This window comes from Streptomyces sp. NPDC026377 (genome assembly GCF_055567715.1).
Genome location: NZ_JBVHPV010000004.1, coordinates 393,338 through 411,015, shown reverse-complemented (window position 1 = coordinate 411,015; position 17,678 = coordinate 393,338). Strand labels below are relative to the sequence as shown.

The window sequence follows — 17,678 nt, the reverse complement described above, 5'->3', positions numbered from 1 at the left end:
CGCCCGGGAGAAACGCCGACGCGGCCCCCGCGCGCCTCCTACCTGCGAAGGGCGCGGGAACCGCGTCGAATCGGCCATTACCGGCCAGTAATACTTTGTGCGCGAATTCACACGCCGACGGCGCCCACCGCGGGTGCGGCCTCGGTGGCGCTCACGGCCCCGGCAGCCGCAACCCCGGCGCCCGTCTCCTGGGTCGCGGCCTTCGCGCCCCGGCGCTCCATCGCCTGCTGGAAGAGCCGGCCCGCGCGGTACGAGGAGCGGACCAGCGGGCCCGACATCACACCGGAGAAGCCGATCTCGTCGGCCTCCTCCTTCAGCTCCACGAATTCCTGCGGCTTCACCCAGCGCTCCACGGGGTGGTGGCGCACCGACGGACGCAGGTACTGCGTGATGGTGATCAGCTCGCACCCGGCGTCGTGCAGGTGCTGGAGCGCCTCACTGACCTCCTCGCGGGTCTCGCCCATGCCGAGGATCAGGTTCGACTTGGTCACCAGGCCGTAGTCGCGCGCCTGGGTGATGACGTCGAGCGAGCGCTCGTAGCGGAAGCCGGGGCGGATGCGCTTGAAGATGCGCGGCACGGTCTCGACGTTGTGCGCGAAGACCTCGGGGCGGGAGGAAAAGACCTCGGCCAGCTGCTCGGGCACCGCGTTGAAGTCGGGAGCCAGCAGCTCCACCTTGGTGCGGCCCTCCGCGCGGTCCGCCGTCTGCGCGTGGATCTGGCGCACGGTCTCCGCGTACAGCCAGGCGCCGCCGTCCGCCAGGTCGTCGCGGGCGACGCCGGTGATCGTGGCGTAGTTCAGGTCCATGGTGACCACGGACTCGCCCACGCGGCGGGGCTCGTCGCGGTCGAGCGCCTCGGGCTTGCCCGTGTCGATCTGGCAGAAGTCGCAGCGCCGGGTGCACTGGTCGCCGCCGATGAGGAAGGTCGCCTCGCGGTCCTCCCAGCACTCGAAGATGTTGGGACAGCCTGCCTCCTGGCAGACCGTGTGCAGCCCCTCGCTCTTCACCAGGCTCTGCATCTTGGTGTACTCGGGGCCCATCTTCGCCCGGGTCTTGATCCACTCGGGCTTGCGCTCGATGGGGGTCTGGCTGTTCCGGACCTCCAGGCGCAGCATCTTGCGTCCGTCGGGTGCGACTGCGGACACGACGTGCTCCCTATGACTTCGATTCTTCGGCGGACACCAGGGTACGCCCGTTATTTGCGTGGCATTACGTCTGGCCAACCCGTGGCCAGAGGGGCGCATTCCCGTTCACTGGTGCGCCCCGGGCGTACTAGGCGGTAGCCCGCTCGATCTCCCTCGGTGCCAGGTCCGCGTTCTCCAGGATCTCCTTGAGGTGCTTCTCGACCACCGGCAGGACGTCGGCGATCCGGATCTCGCGGCCCAGTTCGTACGAGAGCGAGGTCACGCCCGCGTCGCGGATGCCGCACGGCACGATCCGGTCGAACCAGGTGTTGTCCGGGTTCACGTTCAGCGCGAAGCCGTGCATGGTGACGCCCTTGGCGACGCGGATGCCGATCGCTGCGAGCTTGCGGTCCTCGCGGCGCTGGCCCGCGTTCGAGGGGGCGTACTCCGGCCCGTTCAGGCGCGGGTCGAACTCCTCGTCGGTGAGGCGCGGGTCGAAGTCGAGGGAGAGGCCGCCGGGCTTCGGGCGCTGCTCGACGGGGTCGCCCAGCACCCACACCCCGCTGCGGCCCTCGATCCGGGTGGTCTCCAGACCGAAGTCGGCGGCCGTACGGATCAGGGCCTCCTCCAGGCGGCGCACGTGCGCCACCACGTCCACCGGGCGCGGCAGCTTCTGGATCGGGTAGCCGACGAGCTGCCCCGGGCCGTGCCAGGTGATCTTGCCGCCCCGGTCCACGTCCACCACCGGCGTCCCGTCCAGGGGGCGCTCGCTGGGGTCCGTGCGCCGGCCCGCCGTGTAGACCGGCGGGTGCTCCAGGAGCAGACAGGTGTCGGGGACCTCGTCGGCGAACCGGGCCGCGTGCACCCGCCGCTGCTCGTCCCAGGCCTCCTGGTACTCGACCGCGTCGTCACCGAAACCCAGTCGGACAAATCGCAGCTCGTTCACGCCCGGCTCCTCACCCAAGTGCATCCATGCGCCTCAGCCACTGTACGACCGCGTTCGATGGCAGCGTGCGGCGGGCAGAAACGGCACCTCCTCACACGATCGGATGAATGCGGGGCGAAGGCGGCGGTCAGGGCGTTATTGGCCGCTAAATTCCCCCCGTTCCATGAGGGCTGCCCGCTTGGCCCGGAAGGCAGGAGATCGCACAGCTGATGACGGAACGACCCGCACAGCGCACACCCAACCGACAGCTCGCCGCACTCATCGCGGAGGCCGGATTCTCCAACGCGGGGCTCGCGCGCCGTGTGGACCAGCTAGGGCTGGAACACGGCCTGGACCTGCGGTACGACAAGACGTCGGTGACGAGGTGGCTGCGCGGGCAGCAGCCACGCGGCACCACGCCGGCGCTGATCGCCGAGGTGTTCACCCGGCGCCTGGGGCGCAGACTCTCGGCCCAGGACCTGGGGCTCGACGCGTGTGCGCCGGTGTACGCCGGGCTCGAGTTCGCGGCGACCCCGGAGGAGGCCGTCGACATCGTCAGCGGTCTGTGGCGCAAGGACTCGGGCAGCCACGTCGAGCTACGGAAGATCGCCTTCACCCCGGCCGGGCTCGTGGTGCCCAGCCGGGACTGGCTGATCGGCCGGGCCGACGAACGCGTGGGCCATGGCGACCCCTCCCCGCGTTTCGCGGGCGAGCCGGCCACGGCGGCCCCCCGCATCCCCAGCCAGGGCCGGCCCGCGGTGCCCCGGCAGCGCGGCTCCGAACGGGGCCCGGGGCAGCGGGTGACCAGCGGTGACATCGCGGCCCTGCGCTCGGTCGGGGAGCTCTTCCGCACCCTGGACCACGCCTACGGAGGCGGCCACGCGCGCCAGGCCCTGGTGCGCTATCTGGAGCACGAGGCCGAACCCATGCTGCGCGGCAGCTACGGCGAGAACATCGGCCGCAGGCTCTTCGCGGCGGCCGCCGACCTCACCCGCCTCGCGGGCTGGACCTCGTACGACATCGCCGCGCACGGTCTGGCACAGCGGTACTTCGTCCAGGCGCTGCGTCTCGCGCAGGCGGCGGGCGACCGGGCGTACGGGTCGTACGTACTGGTCACCATGAGCCGCCAGGCCGTGTACCTCGGCCACGGCCGGGAGGCGGTGCAGCTCGCCCGGGTCGCCCAGCAGGGCGTCGGGTCCTCGGCGCCGCCGGTGGTGCAGGCGATGCTGCACTGCGTGGAGGCGCGCGGGCACGGGGTGCTCGGCGAGATCCGGGCGTGCACGGCGTCGCTGGTGCGGGCGGAACGGGCGATGGAGGCGGCGCGGCCGGGGGACGAGGTGCCGCACTGGGCCCGGTGCTTCGACGACGCTCAGCTGGCGGACGAGTTCGGGCACTGCCACCGGGACCTCCAGCAGTACCGGGCGGCCGCGCAGCACGCCGAGCGCTCCTTGCAGCTGCGCGCCCCGGCGTACGCGCGGTCCCGGCTCTTCTGCCGGGTGGTGCTCGCGTGCGCCCGGCTCGGGCTCGGGGAGCTCGACCAGGCATGCGCGCTGGCGGCGGAGGCGGCGCAGCAGGCGAGCGAGATGCGGTCGGTGCGGGCGATCGAGTATGTGCGGGACTTCGAGCGGCGGCTTGAGCCCTATCGGGATGCGGCGGCGGTGCGGACGTATCGCGATCGGGTTGCCGCGCTCGGGTAGTCACGGGGTGCCCCCCGGGGCGGGGCGCGGTTGCCGTCCCGGGGGCGCGTTTCGTCTGCGGGGGTGTGGTGGGTTGCTCGCGCAGTTCCCCGCGCCCCTGGGCCTGTGTTTGGCTGCGGGTTGTGGGTGGCTGGTCGCGCAGTTCCCCGCGCCCCTGAACCCGCCCTTCGGCTGCCGGTCGTGGTGGGTTGCTCGCGCGGTTCCCCGCGCCCCTGAACCCGCCCTTCGGCTGCCGGTCGTGGTGGGTTGCTCGCGCGGTTCCCCGCGCCCCTAGGTGCCTAGGGGCGCGGGGAACGGCGCGACCAGCCACCCACGGTCCGCAGACGAAAGCTGTCGCCGTCGGCCGTGGGCCGAAACGGGGTCCGGTCAGGCCGCCGGCCTGAGGGGCATCGGTTCCGGGGTTGCCGGGCGCAGGCCCAGGTCGGACAGGAGGGCGTGGGCGGCCCTGCGGCCCGAGTACAGGGCCCCCTGGACCGTACTGGTGTCCCGGTGGTCCCCGCACACGTACAGGCCCGCCAGCAGCCGCACGGGGCGGCGCACGTCGTGCGGCGCCGACATCGCCGGGACCGCCTCGGGGGTGTGGCGGACCGCCAGCAGGTCCCAGTCCGCCGTGGACGTCCCGTACAGCCGTCCCAGATGGGCCAGGACCGACCTCTCCAGGTCCGGCGGCGGCGGGCCCAGCACGGTGGAGCTGATGAGCGCCCGCCCGCGCGGCGCGCGCGCCGGGTCGACCTCGCTCATCACCGCCGTGTGCGCCACCGGCCCGCCCCCGTCGGCGTCCAGCAGCAGCGCCGGTTCGGCCAGCGGGGGCGCGGGCGCGGTGTGGTGCACCACCGTCACCGGGTGGAACGGCGGCACCCGCAGCCCGGGCAGCAGCTCGGAGGCGGCGCGCGCGTCGGTGGCCAGCAGCAGCGAGCGGCAGTTGATCACGCCGTGGTCGGCGGTGGTCACGGCGGTCGTGGCGACCGAGGTGACCTTCACGCCGCTGCGGACCGTGCCGGGCGGCAGCGCCGCCGCCAGCAGTTCGGGCAGCACCGAGGCACCCCCCGACGGCACACACAGCCGTCCGCGCGCGAAGCCGCGCAGCGCGAGGTCCGCGCACCGGCTGGAGGTGGTGAGGTCCGGGTCGCAGAGCAGCGCCGAGAGCAGCGGGCGGACGAACCCGTCGAGGGTGCGGGCGGGCAGCCCCCGGGTCTGCAGGGCCGTCCCGATGGGCAGTTCGGGCCGGGCGAGCAGCCGCTCCACCGGCGTCGCGGCGAGCCGGGCGAGCGAGGCGCCGAGGCGGGCCTGGTCGACCGGGCCGCCCAGCGGGGTGGCGGCGGCCCGCGCGGTGCTCCTGGGCACGCCCCGGGTGCCTCCCCTGGGGGCGCTCGCGAGGGCGCGCGCCGTGGCGAGTGCGCCCCGCGCGCTCCGCGGTACGCCCGCCCGGTAGTGGCGGCCCGCGCTGTGGACGAGCACCCCGGGCGCGAACGCGCTCAGGGCCAGCCCGTCCAGTCCCGGCGAGCGGGTCAGCTCCGGGTACGAGGTGGAGAGCAGCTGGCCGATCCGGTCGAGACGGAAGCCGTCGAGGTGCTCGGTGGACATGCGCCCGCCCACCTCCCCGGCGGCCTCCAGGACCATGACCGAGACCCCCGCGCCGGTCAGCTGGTGAGCCGCTGACAGGCCGGCGAGCCCGGCCCCCACGATGACGACGTCCGCCTGGTGTGCGCTGCTGAGCACGTGCCCCTCCCTGAGGTCGGCGCGGCTTGGTGGAGGCCTCATGCCCCCAACGAGTGAACGAAATGCAGGAGTTCGGAGAGAGAGACTAGAAAGCGCGGTCGATTCCCCGGGTCGCGCACACGACCGGGCACGGAGGCACGGCGGCGCACCCCGTGCGCCGGGGTCTTTCCGGCCGGGCGGGCCGGGCGGGCCGGGCGGGTACGCGGAGCCGCCCCACGAGGGGACGCCGGTGATCCCGCACGCCTACCCCGCCGCCCGGATCGCCCCGTCGATCCCCGGGAACGCGAATCTGAAGCCCGACTCCAGGAGTCGTCGGGGAAGCACCCGCTGGCTGCCGAGGACGTCCTCGGCGAACTCGCCCAGGACCAGCCGGATCGCCGGGGCCGGGACCGGAAAGAGCGCCGGGCGGCGCAGCACCCGGGCCATCGCCGCCGTCACCTCGCGGTTGGTGACCGGCTCCGGGGCCGTCAGGTTCACCGGGCCCGACACCTCGGGGGTGTCCAGGAGGTGGCGCAGCGCCGCGATCTCGTCGTGCAGGGAAATGAACGACCAGTACTGGCGGCCGTCGCCGAGCCGCCCGCCGAGCCCCGCCCGGAAGATCGGGAAGAGCTTGCCCCAGGCGCCGCCCTCGCGGGCCACCACGAGCCCGGTGCGCGCGAACACCGTACGGATGCCCGCCTCCCGGGCCGGGGCCGCCGCCTCCTCCCACTCCACGCAGACCCGCGCCAGGAAGCCCTCGCCGGGCGGCGCCTCCTCGTCCACCACGCGCGTGCCCGTGTCGCCGTAGTAGCCGATCGCCGTGCCGCACAGCAGTACCCTGGGCGGCTCGTCGAGCGAGGCCAGGGCCTCGGCGAGGGCGGCCGTGCCGAGCACCCGGCTGTCGCGGATCTCCCTCTTGTACGCGTCCGTCCACCGGTGGTCCCCGACCCCCGCCCCGGCGAGGTGGACCACCGCCTCGCACCCGGTGAGCCCCGCCGCGTCCACGTACTGGCGCCGCGGGTCCCACTCGACCTCGTCCGCGGTCCGCGCCGGGCGCCGCACCACGGAGACCGGCTGGTGCCCGTCCGCCCGCAGCGAGCGGCCCAGCGCCGTGCCGATGAGCCCGGTCGAGCCCGTGATAGCGATCCGCATGCCGCCTTCTCCCGATGGTGGAGGGTGCCCCGGTCCGGAACGGAAACCATGCTTCCTCATCCGTCCCCGATGGCACAGTTGCCCCATGTCCGCGCCTCGCATACGTCCCGCCCGCCTCGGCGACGCGATCGCCCTCGCCGAACTCGACCACGACGTCTGGTCGCCGCTGCACTCGGTCCAGCCCCGGCCCACGCCGCCGCCGGAGCCGTTCTTCGGCCCCGCGAACCCGCCCGCGCACTACCTCGTGGCGGAGCTCGACGGCTGGGTGGCCGGATATCTGCGGCTGGTCCGGCCCACCGCCCTGGAGTGCAACGGCCACGTCCGCCAGATCCAGGGCCTGGTGGTCGCCGAGGACGCCCGGGGCCGGGGTCTGGCCCGGGCGCTGCTGCGCGCCGCCGTCGAGGAGTCCCGGCGCCAGGGCGCGCGCCGCCTGACCCTGCGCGTCCTGGGCCACAACACCCCCGCCCGCGCCCTCTACGCCTCGGAGGGCTTCATGGTCGAGGGGGTCCTGCCGGGGGAGTTCCTGCTGGACGGGGAGTACGTGGACGACGTGCTGATGGGGCGCGCGCTCACCGAGTGACGTAGAACAGGAGGTAGCAGCGCGAACCCGGCGGCCGAGGAGTTCCCCATGGTGGACGAGGGCGCGTCCGGGCTGCTGCCGGTCGCCCCCCGGCCCCTGTGGCAGCGGGCGCTGCCGGTGGTGGTCCTGGCCGGGATCACGGCCGCCCAGCTCGCCACCCCCAACGGCGTCGAGCTCGGCTACTTCCTGGCCGCCGTGCCCCCGCTCGCCGCCTTCGCCTACGGCCCGCTCGGCACGGTCGTGCTGGCCACCATCACCTTCGTCGGCGTACTGCTGCCGCACACCCGCGACTGGTACCCGCACCCCGGCGACATCCTCACCCTCGCGGTCGTCGTGGTCTTCAGCATCGTGGTGGCCCGGGTGCGCCAGCACCGCGACCACCAGCTGGTGACCGTCCGCACGGTGGCGGAGGCCGCCCAGCTCGCGGTGCTGCCGCCACTGCCGCGGGCGGTGGGGCCGGTGCGCTGCGCCGGGCTCTACCAGGCCGCCCAGCGCGGCACCCTGGTCGGCGGCGACTTCTACGACGTACGCGAGGGCCCGCACGGCGTCCGGGCGGTGATCGCGGACGTCCAGGGCCACGGCCTGGCGGCGGTCGGCACGGTGGCCGCGCTGCTCGGCGCCTTCCGCGAGGCGGTCCTCGACGAACCCACGCTGCCCGGCGTCGCCGCCCGCCTCGACCGCCGCCTGGTGACCGACGCGGGAGCCGACGGCGAGCTGTTCGCGACCGCGCTGCTGCTGGAGTTCCCGCCCGGCGAGCCGGTCGTACGGGTGGTGAGCTGCGGGCACCCCCGGCCGTTCCTGCTGCGCGGGGGCGGCGCCGCCGAACTGGCCGCCGAGCCCGCCCCACCGCTGGGCCTCGGCCTGGCCGGTCTCGCGCCACCGCGCGAACTGCGGGTCGGACTCGCCGAGGGGGACAGGATCCTCGCGTACACGGACGGGGTGACCGAGGCACGCGACGGGGCCGGGGTCTTCTACCCGCTCGCGGAGCGGCTGGCGGGCCTGGCACCGCGCGACGGTCTGGTGACGCTCACCGAGGCGGTACGCGACGACCTCGTGCGGTACGCGGGCCGCGCCCAGGACGATGTGGCGCTGCTGGCCCTGGCCGTGGACGCGCCGCCTCTAGAGTGAGCCGCCGAACCGCTCCCACAGCCGGGGGAACCGTTCCGCCAGGGCGGCCTCGTCCTCCGGGTCGAGCGGGGTGCCCAGCGGCTCGGAGGGCTGCGGCGAGATGCCCGGAGCGGGCGCGGTGACCCCGGTGAGCTGCTCGTACGCCTCGTCCGCCGCGTAGCCGAGCTCCTCGCCGTCCCCGTCGATCTCCTCGTCGAAGTCGTCCAGGAGCTCGGCGAGCCGGTCCGGGTCGTGCAGGGCGCCCTCGAACACCTCGCGGCCCTGCCCGATGAGCCAGCAGCGGAAGTAGTCGAAGGCGTCGTCACCGGCGCCGCCGAGCAGCACGGCCGCCGCGCCCCACAGATCCCAGACGTACGCGCGGTTGTAGCGGGCCTCGAAATGCCGGGCGAAGTCCAGGACGGATTCCGGGTCGAGGCCCAGCAGGCGTTCCACCAACAGCTCCGCGTGGTCCTCGGGGTCACCCTCGGCGTCCGCGCGGGTACTGTCGATGAGCTCCCAGAACTCCGTCTCGTCCATCACGGGTCCAGCATCGTGGCTGGCGGGTGGGCGCGCACGCGGAGCCGTACAAATCAGCCCTTCGGGCGTCCGGATCGAACCAGCGGTCCCATCCCTGCGGCTCACCCGTCCGCAGCGTCCGGCGTGCCGGCGTAGAGCCCGGCCATCGCGCGGGCGGCGGCCGCGAACCGCTCCCGCAGCGCAGCGGGTTCGAGCACCTCCACCTCGGCGCCCAGCGGCATCAGCTGGCCGAACGCCACGTCGCAGGACTCCACCGGCAGCGCCACGGTCAGTCGGCCCCGCGCGTCCGCCTCACCGGCCGCCGCCAGGGCCGCCAGGACCGACTCCCGGTCTCCCAGGACCGACGGCAGCCGGGCGGCGCCCGCCTCGGAGACCCGCACAAGCACGGTCTCCCGAAGCATCGCCCGGGCGAAGTCGGCCGCCCGCTCGGCCCAGAACCCGGCCAGGTCGAAGGAGTCGTCCCGGACGAACGCCTCCCCGCCCTCGCGCACCTCGTCGAACCGGTCGAGCCGGTACACCCGGAAGCCCGGCCGCTCCCCGTCGGCGCGGGCGCACACGTACCAGACCCCGGCCTTCAGGACGAGCCCGTACGGCTCCAGACGGCGCTCCACGGCCTCCCCGTCACGGCGCCGGTAGACCACCCGCAGAGCCCGGTCCGCCCACACGGCACGGGCGACGGCGGGCAGGTGCCCGGGCGTCCCCGGCTCGCGCCACCAGGCGGGCGCGTCCAGGTGGAAGCGCCGCCCGGCGCTCGCCGGCGCGTCCCGCAGCGAGGGGAGCAGGGCCGCCGACACCTTCAGCCGGGCGGCCGAGGCCGCGTCCTGAAGGCCCATGTCGCGCAGGGCGCCCGGCACCCCGGACAGGAACAGCGCGGCGGCCTCGTCCCTGCCCAGACCGGTGAGACGGGTGCGGTAGCCGCCGACCAGCCGGTAGCCGCCGTTGCGGCCCCGGTCCGCGTAGACCGGGACGCCCGCCTCGCTCAGCGCCTGGGCGTCGCGGGTGACGGTCCGCTCGGAGACCTCCAGCTCGCGCGCCAGCTCGGCGGCGGACATGGAGGGGCGCGACTGGAGGAGCAGCACCATCTTGATCAGTCGGGCGGCACGCATACGTCCATGATCGCCCGGGTCCGGCCGGACGGGAACGGCCCCCGGGGGCACGGCACCGAGCCGCGCCCCCGGGGGCCGTACACCGCGAGCCCGGCCCTACAGGCCGTACCGCTCGCGGGCCTCCTTCACGGCCGAGGCCTTGACCTCGCCGCGCCGGGCCAGCTGGGCCAGGGCCGCGACCACGATCGACTCGGCGTCCACGCCGAAGTGGCGGCGGGCCGCGTCACGGGTGTCGGAGAGGCCGAACCCGTCGGCGCCGAGCGAGGACCAGTCCTGCTCGACCCACTGCGCGATCTGGTCCGGGACCTGACGCATGTAGTCGCTGACCGCGAGGACCGGGCCCTCGGCGCCGGCCAGGGCCCGGCGTACATACGGAATCCGCTCCTCGCCGCGCAGCAGCGCGGCGTCCGCCTCCAGGGCGTCGCGGCGCAGCTCGGTCCAGGAGGTCGCGGACCACACGTCGGCGGCCACGCCCCACTCCTCGGCGAGCAGCTTCTGGGCCTTGAGGGTCCAGTGGATCGCGGTGCCGGAGCCGAGCAGCTGGATGCGCGGCGGGTTGACGGCCGCCACGTCCAGGCCCGCCGACTCGGCCGTGTTGAACCGGTAGAGGCCCTTGACGATGCCCTCGTCGACCCCGGCCGGCTTGGCGGGCTGCGGCATGGGCTCGTTGTAGACCGTGAGGTAGTAAAAGACGTTCTGGTCCTCGCCCGGGGCCGCCTCGCCGTACATCCGGCGCAGACCGTCCTTGACGATGGTGCCGATCTCGTACGCGAACGCCGGGTCGTAGGTCAGCGCCGCCGGGTTGGTCGCGGCGATCACCGGCGAGTGGCCGTCGGCGTGCTGGAGGCCCTCACCGGTCAGCGTGGTGCGGCCGGCGGTGGCGCCCACCAGGAAGCCGCGGCCCAGCTGGTCGCCGAGCTGCCACATCTGGTCGGCGGTGCGCTGCCAGCCGAACATCGAGTAGAAGATGTAGAACGGGATCATCGCCTCGCCGTGCGTGGCGTACGCGGTGGAGGCGGCGATGAAGTCGGCCATCGAACCGGCCTCGGTGATCCCCTCGTTGAGGATCTGGCCGTCCTTCGCCTCGCGGTAGTACATCAGCTGGTCGCGGTCGACCGGCTCGTACGTCTGGCCCTTCGGCGAGTAGATGCCGAGCGAGGGGAAGAGCGACTCCATACCGAAGGTGCGGGCCTCGTCGGGGACGATCGGGACCCAGCGCCTGCCGGTCTCCTTGTCGCGGATGAGGTCCTTGATCAGCCGTACGAAGGCCATGGTGGTGGCCATGGACTGGCTGCCGGAGCCCTTGTCGAAGGCGGCGAACGCCTTGTCGGCCGGGGCGGGCAGCGGGGCGAGCGCGTGGGTGCGGCGGGCCGGGGCCGGGCCGCCGAGGGCGGCGCGCCGCTCCTGGAGGTAGCGGACCTCGGGGGAGTCGGCGCCGGGGTGCCCGTAGGGAACGACGCCGTCGGTGAACTGCGCGTCCGAGATGGGAAGTTCGAGCAGATCCCGCATGTTCTTGAACTCGTCGTTGGAGAGCTTCTTCATCTGGTGGTTCGCGTTCTTGGACGCGAAGCCCTCACCGAGGGTGAAGCCCTTGACGGTCTGCGCCAGGATGACGGTCGGCGCGCCCTTGAACTCCAGCGCGGCCTTGTAGGCGGCGTACACCTTGCGGGGCTCGTGGCCGCCGCGGGAGAGGTGGAAGCACTCCAGGATCTTGTCGTCGCCGATCAGCTTCGCCATCTCGACGAGCGCCGGGTCCTTGCCGAAGAAGTCCTCGCGGATGTAGGCCGCGTCACGCGTCTGGTACGTCTGCACCTGCGCGTCCGGGACCTCGCGCAGCCGGCGGACGAGGGCGCCGGTGGTGTCGAGCGCGAACAGCTCGTCCCAGGCGCCACCCCACAGCGACTTCACGACGTTCCACCCGGCGCCGCGGAACTGGGCCTCCAGCTCCTGCACGATCTTGAAGTTGGCGCGGACGGGGCCGTCGAGGCGCTGGAGGTTGCAGTTGATGACGAAGGTGAGGTTGTCGAGGCCCTCACGCGCGGCGAGCGCGAGTGCGGCGGTCGACTCGGGCTCGTCCATCTCGCCGTCACCGAGGAAGGCCCAGACGTGGGAGCCGGAGACGTCCTTGATGTTGCGGTTGGTGAGGTAGCGGTTGAAGCGCGCCTGGTAGATGGCGGAGAGCGGCCCCAGACCCATCGACACGGTCGGGAATTCCCACAGCCAGGGGAGGCGGCGGGGGTGCGGGTAGGAGGGCAGGCCGTTGCCCGCGGACTCCTGCCGGAAGTTGTCGAGGTGGCTCTCGTTCAGCCGGCCGTCGAGGAAGGCGCGGGCGTAGATGCCGGGGGAGGCGTGGCCCTGGATGAAGAGCTGGTCGCCGGACCCGTCGGCCTCCTTGCCCCGGAAGAAGTGGTTGAAGCCGGTCTCGTAGAGCCAGGCGGCTGAGGCGAAGGTGGCGATGTGGCCGCCGACGCCGTGCTTGGCGCCGCGGGTGACCATCGCGGCGGCATTCCACCGGTTCCAGGCCGTGATCCGGCGCTCCATCTCCTCGTCGCCGTCGACGGCGGGCTCGGCGGAGGTGGGGATGGTGTTGACGTAGTCCGTCTCCAGCAGCTTGGGCAGGGCCAGCCCCGCGCCCTCGGCGTGCTGGAGCGTGCGGCGCATCAGATACGCGGCCCGGTGGGGGCCCGCGGCCTTGGCGACGGCGTCGAGGGAGGCCGCCCACTCGGCGGTCTCCTCGGTGTCACGGTCCGGGAGCTGGTCGAGCTCGCTCGGAGACTTGCGCGTGGGGTCGATCATGATCGCCGCCTTCCGGACAGGAGGGGGGTGGAGAAGAGTGCCGTGTCTGGCAGGACAGGGCCGGTGGACCGGGTAAGTCCGCCGTTGACTGTAAGCCGACGATCGATGATCGATCAAAGCGTTGAGCGAAAAACTTCTTGTTCGGGGGAAAGTCGGCACAGGGTGCCGTGGATGGGGGCACGGGGTGCCTTGTTTTCGCAGGTGGGGTGGGGTTCGGATGAGCGGGGGCGCCGGATTTTGAGCGGGGTACGCCCCCCTCTCCCCGCACCGAACCGGGGCTGCGCCCCGGGCCCCCTTGGGTTCGTCTGCGGGTGGGTGGGGCTGATCGCGCAGTTCCCCGCGCCCCTGAGGGTGTTGAGTTTGTCTGCGGACCGTAAGTGGCTGGTTGCGCAGTTCCGCGCGCCCCTGTCTGGCCGGGGGTTTGTCTGCGGGTCGTGTTGGGTTGCTCGCGCAGTTCCCCGCGCCCCTTGAGGGGGCTGTGGCCGAGGGCTGTTTACCGGGGCCCCCGGAGGGGTGTGGGGCGAGCCTTGGTATCCCGGCGACCGGGACCCCCGGGGGCGCGGGGAACTGCGCGACCAGCCATCCACGGTCCGCGGATGACAGCCGACCCAATAAGGGGCACGGGGGCGGAGCCACGCAAGAGTGGTCTGCGCTCAAGCACCCCGGGGTGCGGGCCGAGTCATGGCCCCCAGGGTGCGGGCTATGCCCGGGGCGCGCAGCCCAGGACGTGGGACTTGACCAGGGTGCCGATCCGCGGATCGTGGCGCCGGAACGCCTCGACCAGCTCCTGATGCTCCTCCGCGTACGACTTCTGCACCGTCCCCAACCACCGGATGGACAGAGCCGTGAAGACCTCGATCCCGAGACCCTCCCACGTGTGGAGGAGCACCCCGTTGTGCGCCGCCCGCACCAGCTCGCGATGGAACCCCACCGTGTGCCGCACCTGCGCCGTCCCGTCCGCCGCCGCGTCCGCCTCGTACAGCGCCGCCACATGCGGCTCCAGGGCCGAGCAGTCCGCGGCGAGGCGGTCCGCCGCCAGCTCCGCGGCGATCTGCTCCAGACCCGCCCGTACGGGGTAGCTCTCCTCCAGGTCGGCCGCCGTCAGGTTCCGTACCCGTACGCCCTTGTTGGGCGCCGACTCGATCAGCCGCAGGGACTCCAGCTCCCGCAGGGCCTCGCGGACCGGCGTCTGGCTGACCTGGAGCTCGACCGCGATGCGGCGCTCCACGATCCGCTCACCCGGCTTCCAGCGGCCGCTGACGATCCCCTCCACGATGTGCTCGCGGATCTGCTCGCGCAGCGAGTGGACGACGGGCGGGGTCATGAAGAGCTCCTTCACGCGCGAGCGGTGACCTCTAGACAATACGGCGGCGCCCCCACCTGGAATCACTCCGGGCGGGGGCGCCTTCGTCACAGACCGTACGGCCGCGTGTCCTACAGGCCGAGCTCGACCTCGAACTCGCCGGCCTCCAGGATCGCCTTGACGGCCGTCAGGTAGCGGGCCGCGTCGGCGCCGTCGACCAGACGGTGGTCGTAGGAGAGCGACAGGTAGGTCATGTCGCGGACGCCGATGACCGTGCCCTCGGCGGTCTCGATGACCGCCGGGCGCTTGACCGTGGCACCGATGCCCAGGATGGCGACCTGGTTCGGCGGCACGATGACCGTGTCGAACAGCGCACCGCGCGAGCCGGTGTTGCTGATCGTGAAGGTCGCGCCGGACAGCTCGTCCGGGGTGATCTTGTTGGCGCGGACCTTGCCGGCCAGCTCGGCCGTGGCCTTGGAGATGCCGGCCAGGTTGAGGTTGCCCGCACCCTTGATGACCGGGGTCATCAGACCCTTCTCGGAGTCCACGGCGATGCCGATGTTCTCCGAGTCGAAGTACGTGATGGTGCCCTCGTCCTCGTTGATCCGGGCGTTGACGACCGGGTGGGCCTTCAGCGCCTGGGCCGCCGCCTTCACGAAGAACGGCATCGGGGACAGCTTGACGCCCTCACGGGCGGCGAAGGAGTCCTTCGCGGCCGCGCGCAGCTTCATCAGCTTGGTGATGTCCACCTCGACGACCGTGGTGAGCTGCGCCTGCGAGTGCAGGGCCTTCATCATGTTGTCGCCGATGACCTTGCGCATCCGGGTCATCTTGACCGTCTGGCCGCGCAGCGGGGACGCCTCCAGGGAGGGGGCGGCCTTCGCGGCGGGCGCGGCGGCGGCGGCCGGCGCCGGGGCGGCGGCCTTGGCGGCCTCGGCCGCAGCGATGACGTCCTGCTTGCGGATACGGCCACCGACACCGGTGCCCTTGACCGCGCCCAGGTCCACACCGGACTCGGAGGCGAGCTTGCGCACCAGCGGCGTGACGTACGCGCCGTCGTCACCGGAGGTGGCGGCCGGCGCCGGAGCGGCGGCCGGGGCCTGCTGCGCCGGGGCGGCGGGCGCCGCGGCGGGCTGCGGGGCCGGGGCCTGCGGGGCGGCGGCCGGCGTCTGCGGAGCCGGGTCCGGCACCGGGGCCTGCGCGGCCGGGGCGGGCTGCGCGGGAGCCGGGGCCTGCTGGGCCGGGGCGGCCTGCGCCGGAGCGGGAGCCGCGGCCGGAGCCGGGGCGGCCTGCGCCGGAGCCGCCTGGGCCGGGGCGGCGGCGGGCGCGGAGCCCGCGGCGCCGATGACGGCCAGCTTGGCGCCGACCTCGGCGGTCTCGTCCTCGCCGACCACGATCTCCAGCAGCACACCGGCGACCGGGGCGGGGATCTCGGTGTCGACCTTGTCGGTGGAGACCTCCAGGAGCGGCTCGTCCTCGGCCACCTCCTCGCCGACCTGCTTCAGCCAGCGGGTGACGGTGCCCTCGGTCACGCTCTCGCCGAGCGCGGGGAGGACGACGTCGGTGCCCTCGGCGGAGCCACCGCCGGACGCGGCCTCGGCCGTCGGGGCCGGGGCGGGGGTCTGCGTCTCGGTGGACGGCGCGGCCTGCGGCGCGGGGGCCTCCTGGGCGGGGGCCTCCTGCGCCGGAGCCTCCTGCGCGGGGGCGGCCTCGGCGGCCGGGGCGCCGGAGCCGTCGTCGATGATCGCCAGCTCGGCGCCGACCTCGACGGTCTCGTCCTCGGCCACCTTGATGGAGGCCAGGATGCCGGAGGCGGGGGCCGGGATCTCGGTGTCGACCTTGTCGGTCGAGACCTCGAGCAACGGCTCGTCGGCCTCGACGCGCTCGCCCTCGGCCTTCAGCCAGCGGGTGACGGTGCCCTCGGTGACGCTCTCGCCGAGCGCCGGAAGGGTTACGGAAACCGACATGGTTTCAGTTTCTCCTTACAGATGTGCGGAAGTGGTCGTCGCGCCCGAGGGCAGTCAGTCGTGGGAGTGCAGCGGCTTGCCGGCCAGCGCCAGGTGGGCCTCGCCGAGAGCCTCGTTCTGCGTCGGGTGCGCGTGGATGAGCTGCGCGACCTCGGCCGGCAGAGCCTCCCAGTTGTAGATCAGCTGGGCCTCGCCGACCTGCTCGCCCATACGGTCACCGACCATGTGGACGCCGACCACGGCACCGTCCTTGACCTGGACGAGCTTGATCTCGCCCGCGGTCTTGAGGATCTTGCTCTTGCCGTTGCCCGCGAGGTTGTACTTCAGAGCGACGACCTTGTCCGCACCGTAGATCTCCTTGGCCTTGGCCTCGGAGATGCCGACGGAGGCGACCTCGGGGTGGCAGTACGTCACGCGCGGCACACCGTCGTAGTCGATCGGCACGGTCTTGAGACCGGCCAGACGCTCCGCCACCAGGATGCCCTCGGCGAAGCCGACGTGCGCGAGCTGGAGGGTCGGGACGAGGTCGCCGACGGCCGAGATGGTCGGCACGTTGGTGCGCATGTACTCGTCGACCAGGACGTAGCCGCGGTCCATCGCGACGCCCTGCTCCTCGTAACCGAGGCCCTGGGAGACCGGGCCGCGGCCGATGGCGACGAGGAGGACCTCGGCCTCGAACTCCTTGCCGTCGGCCAGCGTGACCTTGACGCCGTTCTGGGTGTACTCGGCCTTCTGGAAGAAGGTGCCCAGGTTGAACTTGATGCCGCGCTTGCGGAAGGCGCGCTCAAGGAGCTTCGAGGAGTTCTCGTCCTCGGCCGGAACCAGGTGCTTGAGGCCCTCGACGACCGTGACGTCGGTGCCGAAGGACTTCCACGCCGAGGCGAACTCGACGCCGATGACGCCGCCGCCCAGGATGATCGCGGACTGCGGGACCCGGTCCAGGGTGAGCGCGTGGTCCGAGGAGATGATCCGGTTGCCGTCGATCTCCAGGCCCGGCAGCGACTTCGGCACGGAGCCGGTCGCCAGGAGGACGTGGCGGCCCTGGACGCGCTGCCCGCCCACGTCGACCGAGGTGGGCGACGACAGCCGGCCCTCGCCCTCGATGTACGTCACCTTGCGGGAGGCGACCAGGCCCTGGAGGCCCTTGTAGAGGCCCGAGATCACGTCGTCCTTGTACTTGTGGACGGCCGCGATGTCGATGCCCTCGAAGGTGGCCTTGACACCGAACTGCTCGGCCTCGCGGGCCTGGTCGGCGATCTCGCCGGCGTGCAGCAGGGCCTTGGTGGGGATGCAGCCGTTGTGCAGGCAGGTGCCGCCGAGCTTGTTCTTCTCGATCAGTGCGACGTCCAGGCCCAGCTGCGCTCCGCGCAGGGCCGCGGCGTACCCGCCACTGCCACCGCCGAGGATCACTAGGTCGAAAACGGTGCTGGCGTCGTTCGCCACGTCACGTCCTCCATGCATGTGCGCCGGGCGCGGTCGTCGATGACCGGCGGCGGCTGGTGTTCGGCCGCTTTTCTTCGGCCCTGTGGTGGGGGCCCTGTCCTGCCGAGAACCCATCTTCGCACTTGTTGACGGAAGGCGGGACGCGGGGCCGGGGTCTGAGACGGCCGATCGCCCTTCTGGCGGGCGATCACCGGGTACGTACCCCCGGATTTCGTCCACAGCGGAACGGGGCCGGGTGCTGGG

At 73.1% G+C, this 17,678-nt stretch carries 13 protein-coding genes; 3 read left to right on the top strand and 10 right to left on the bottom strand.

The window, feature by feature from the left end:
• Positions 1-107: 107 nt before the first annotated feature.
• A complete protein-coding gene (lipA, locus tag ACZ4MU_RS12120; protein WP_467874421.1) occupies positions 108-1,145 on the bottom strand; it encodes a lipoyl synthase in 1,038 nt (345 codons plus the stop codon).
• 127 nt (positions 1,146-1,272) lie between these two features.
• On the bottom strand, positions 1,273-2,070 hold the full coding sequence (gene lipB, locus ACZ4MU_RS12115) for a lipoyl(octanoyl) transferase LipB (RefSeq protein WP_467874418.1): 798 nt from the start codon (positions 2,068-2,070) through the stop codon (positions 1,273-1,275).
• Positions 2,071-2,279: 209 nt separating this feature from the next.
• On the opposite strand from lipB, the gene ACZ4MU_RS12110 reads away from it, so the two are divergent.
• On the top strand, positions 2,280-3,746 hold the full coding sequence (locus ACZ4MU_RS12110; protein WP_467874415.1) for a regulator: 1,467 nt from the start codon (positions 2,280-2,282) through the stop codon (positions 3,744-3,746).
• Positions 3,747-4,112: 366 nt separating this feature from the next.
• Here ACZ4MU_RS12110 and ACZ4MU_RS12105 read toward each other — a convergent pair whose 3' ends face one another.
• Both ACZ4MU_RS12105 and ACZ4MU_RS12100 read right to left on the bottom strand, forming a co-directional pair.
• Positions 4,113-5,465 (bottom strand): NAD(P)/FAD-dependent oxidoreductase, encoded by a 1,353-nt coding sequence (locus ACZ4MU_RS12105; RefSeq protein WP_467874413.1) that lies wholly within the window; start codon positions 5,463-5,465, stop codon positions 4,113-4,115.
• Between the two features lie 243 nt (positions 5,466-5,708).
• Positions 5,709-6,596, bottom strand: a complete 888-nt coding sequence (locus tag ACZ4MU_RS12100; RefSeq protein WP_467874411.1) for a TIGR01777 family oxidoreductase — start codon at positions 6,594-6,596, stop codon at positions 5,709-5,711.
• 85 nt (positions 6,597-6,681) lie between these two features.
• On the opposite strand from ACZ4MU_RS12100, the gene ACZ4MU_RS12095 reads away from it, so the two are divergent.
• Both ACZ4MU_RS12095 and ACZ4MU_RS12090 read left to right on the top strand, forming a co-directional pair.
• Positions 6,682-7,176, top strand: coding sequence for a GNAT family N-acetyltransferase (locus tag ACZ4MU_RS12095; RefSeq protein WP_467874408.1), 495 nt, complete (start codon positions 6,682-6,684; stop codon positions 7,174-7,176).
• Positions 7,177-7,224: 48 nt separating this feature from the next.
• Positions 7,225-8,304, top strand: a complete 1,080-nt coding sequence (locus tag ACZ4MU_RS12090; protein ID WP_467874405.1) for a PP2C family protein-serine/threonine phosphatase — start codon at positions 7,225-7,227, stop codon at positions 8,302-8,304.
• Here the strand turns inward: ACZ4MU_RS12090 and ACZ4MU_RS12085 are convergent.
• The 6 genes from ACZ4MU_RS12085 to lpdA all read right to left on the bottom strand — a co-directional run bounded on the left by ACZ4MU_RS12085 (position 8,296) and on the right by lpdA (position 17,435).
• Entirely contained in the window at positions 8,296-8,820 is a 525-nt protein-coding gene (locus ACZ4MU_RS12085; RefSeq protein ID WP_467874651.1) for a DUF4240 domain-containing protein, read from the bottom strand. The two genes, ACZ4MU_RS12090 and ACZ4MU_RS12085, sit on opposite strands and share 9 nt — an antisense overlap.
• Positions 8,821-8,921: 101 nt before the next feature.
• Positions 8,922-9,926: a helix-turn-helix transcriptional regulator gene (locus ACZ4MU_RS12080; RefSeq protein ID WP_467874403.1), complete on the bottom strand. Its 1,005-nt coding sequence runs from the start codon at positions 9,924-9,926 to the stop codon at positions 8,922-8,924.
• Positions 9,927-10,022: 96 nt separating this feature from the next.
• Complete coding sequence (aceE, locus tag ACZ4MU_RS12075; RefSeq protein WP_467874401.1) at positions 10,023-12,722, bottom strand: pyruvate dehydrogenase (acetyl-transferring), homodimeric type; 2,700 nt, start codon at positions 12,720-12,722, stop codon at positions 10,023-10,025.
• Positions 12,723-13,422: 700 nt separating this feature from the next.
• A complete protein-coding gene (locus tag ACZ4MU_RS12070; RefSeq protein WP_358836434.1) occupies positions 13,423-14,046 on the bottom strand; it encodes a GntR family transcriptional regulator in 624 nt (207 codons plus the stop codon).
• Between the two features lie 110 nt (positions 14,047-14,156).
• Positions 14,157-15,992: a 2-oxoglutarate dehydrogenase, E2 component, dihydrolipoamide succinyltransferase gene (sucB, locus tag ACZ4MU_RS12065; RefSeq protein WP_467874398.1), complete on the bottom strand. Its 1,836-nt coding sequence runs from the start codon at positions 15,990-15,992 to the stop codon at positions 14,157-14,159.
• Between the two features lie 54 nt (positions 15,993-16,046).
• Positions 16,047-17,435 (bottom strand): dihydrolipoyl dehydrogenase, encoded by a 1,389-nt coding sequence (gene lpdA / locus ACZ4MU_RS12060; RefSeq protein WP_358836712.1) that lies wholly within the window; start codon positions 17,433-17,435, stop codon positions 16,047-16,049.
• Positions 17,436-17,678 lie beyond the last annotated feature (243 nt).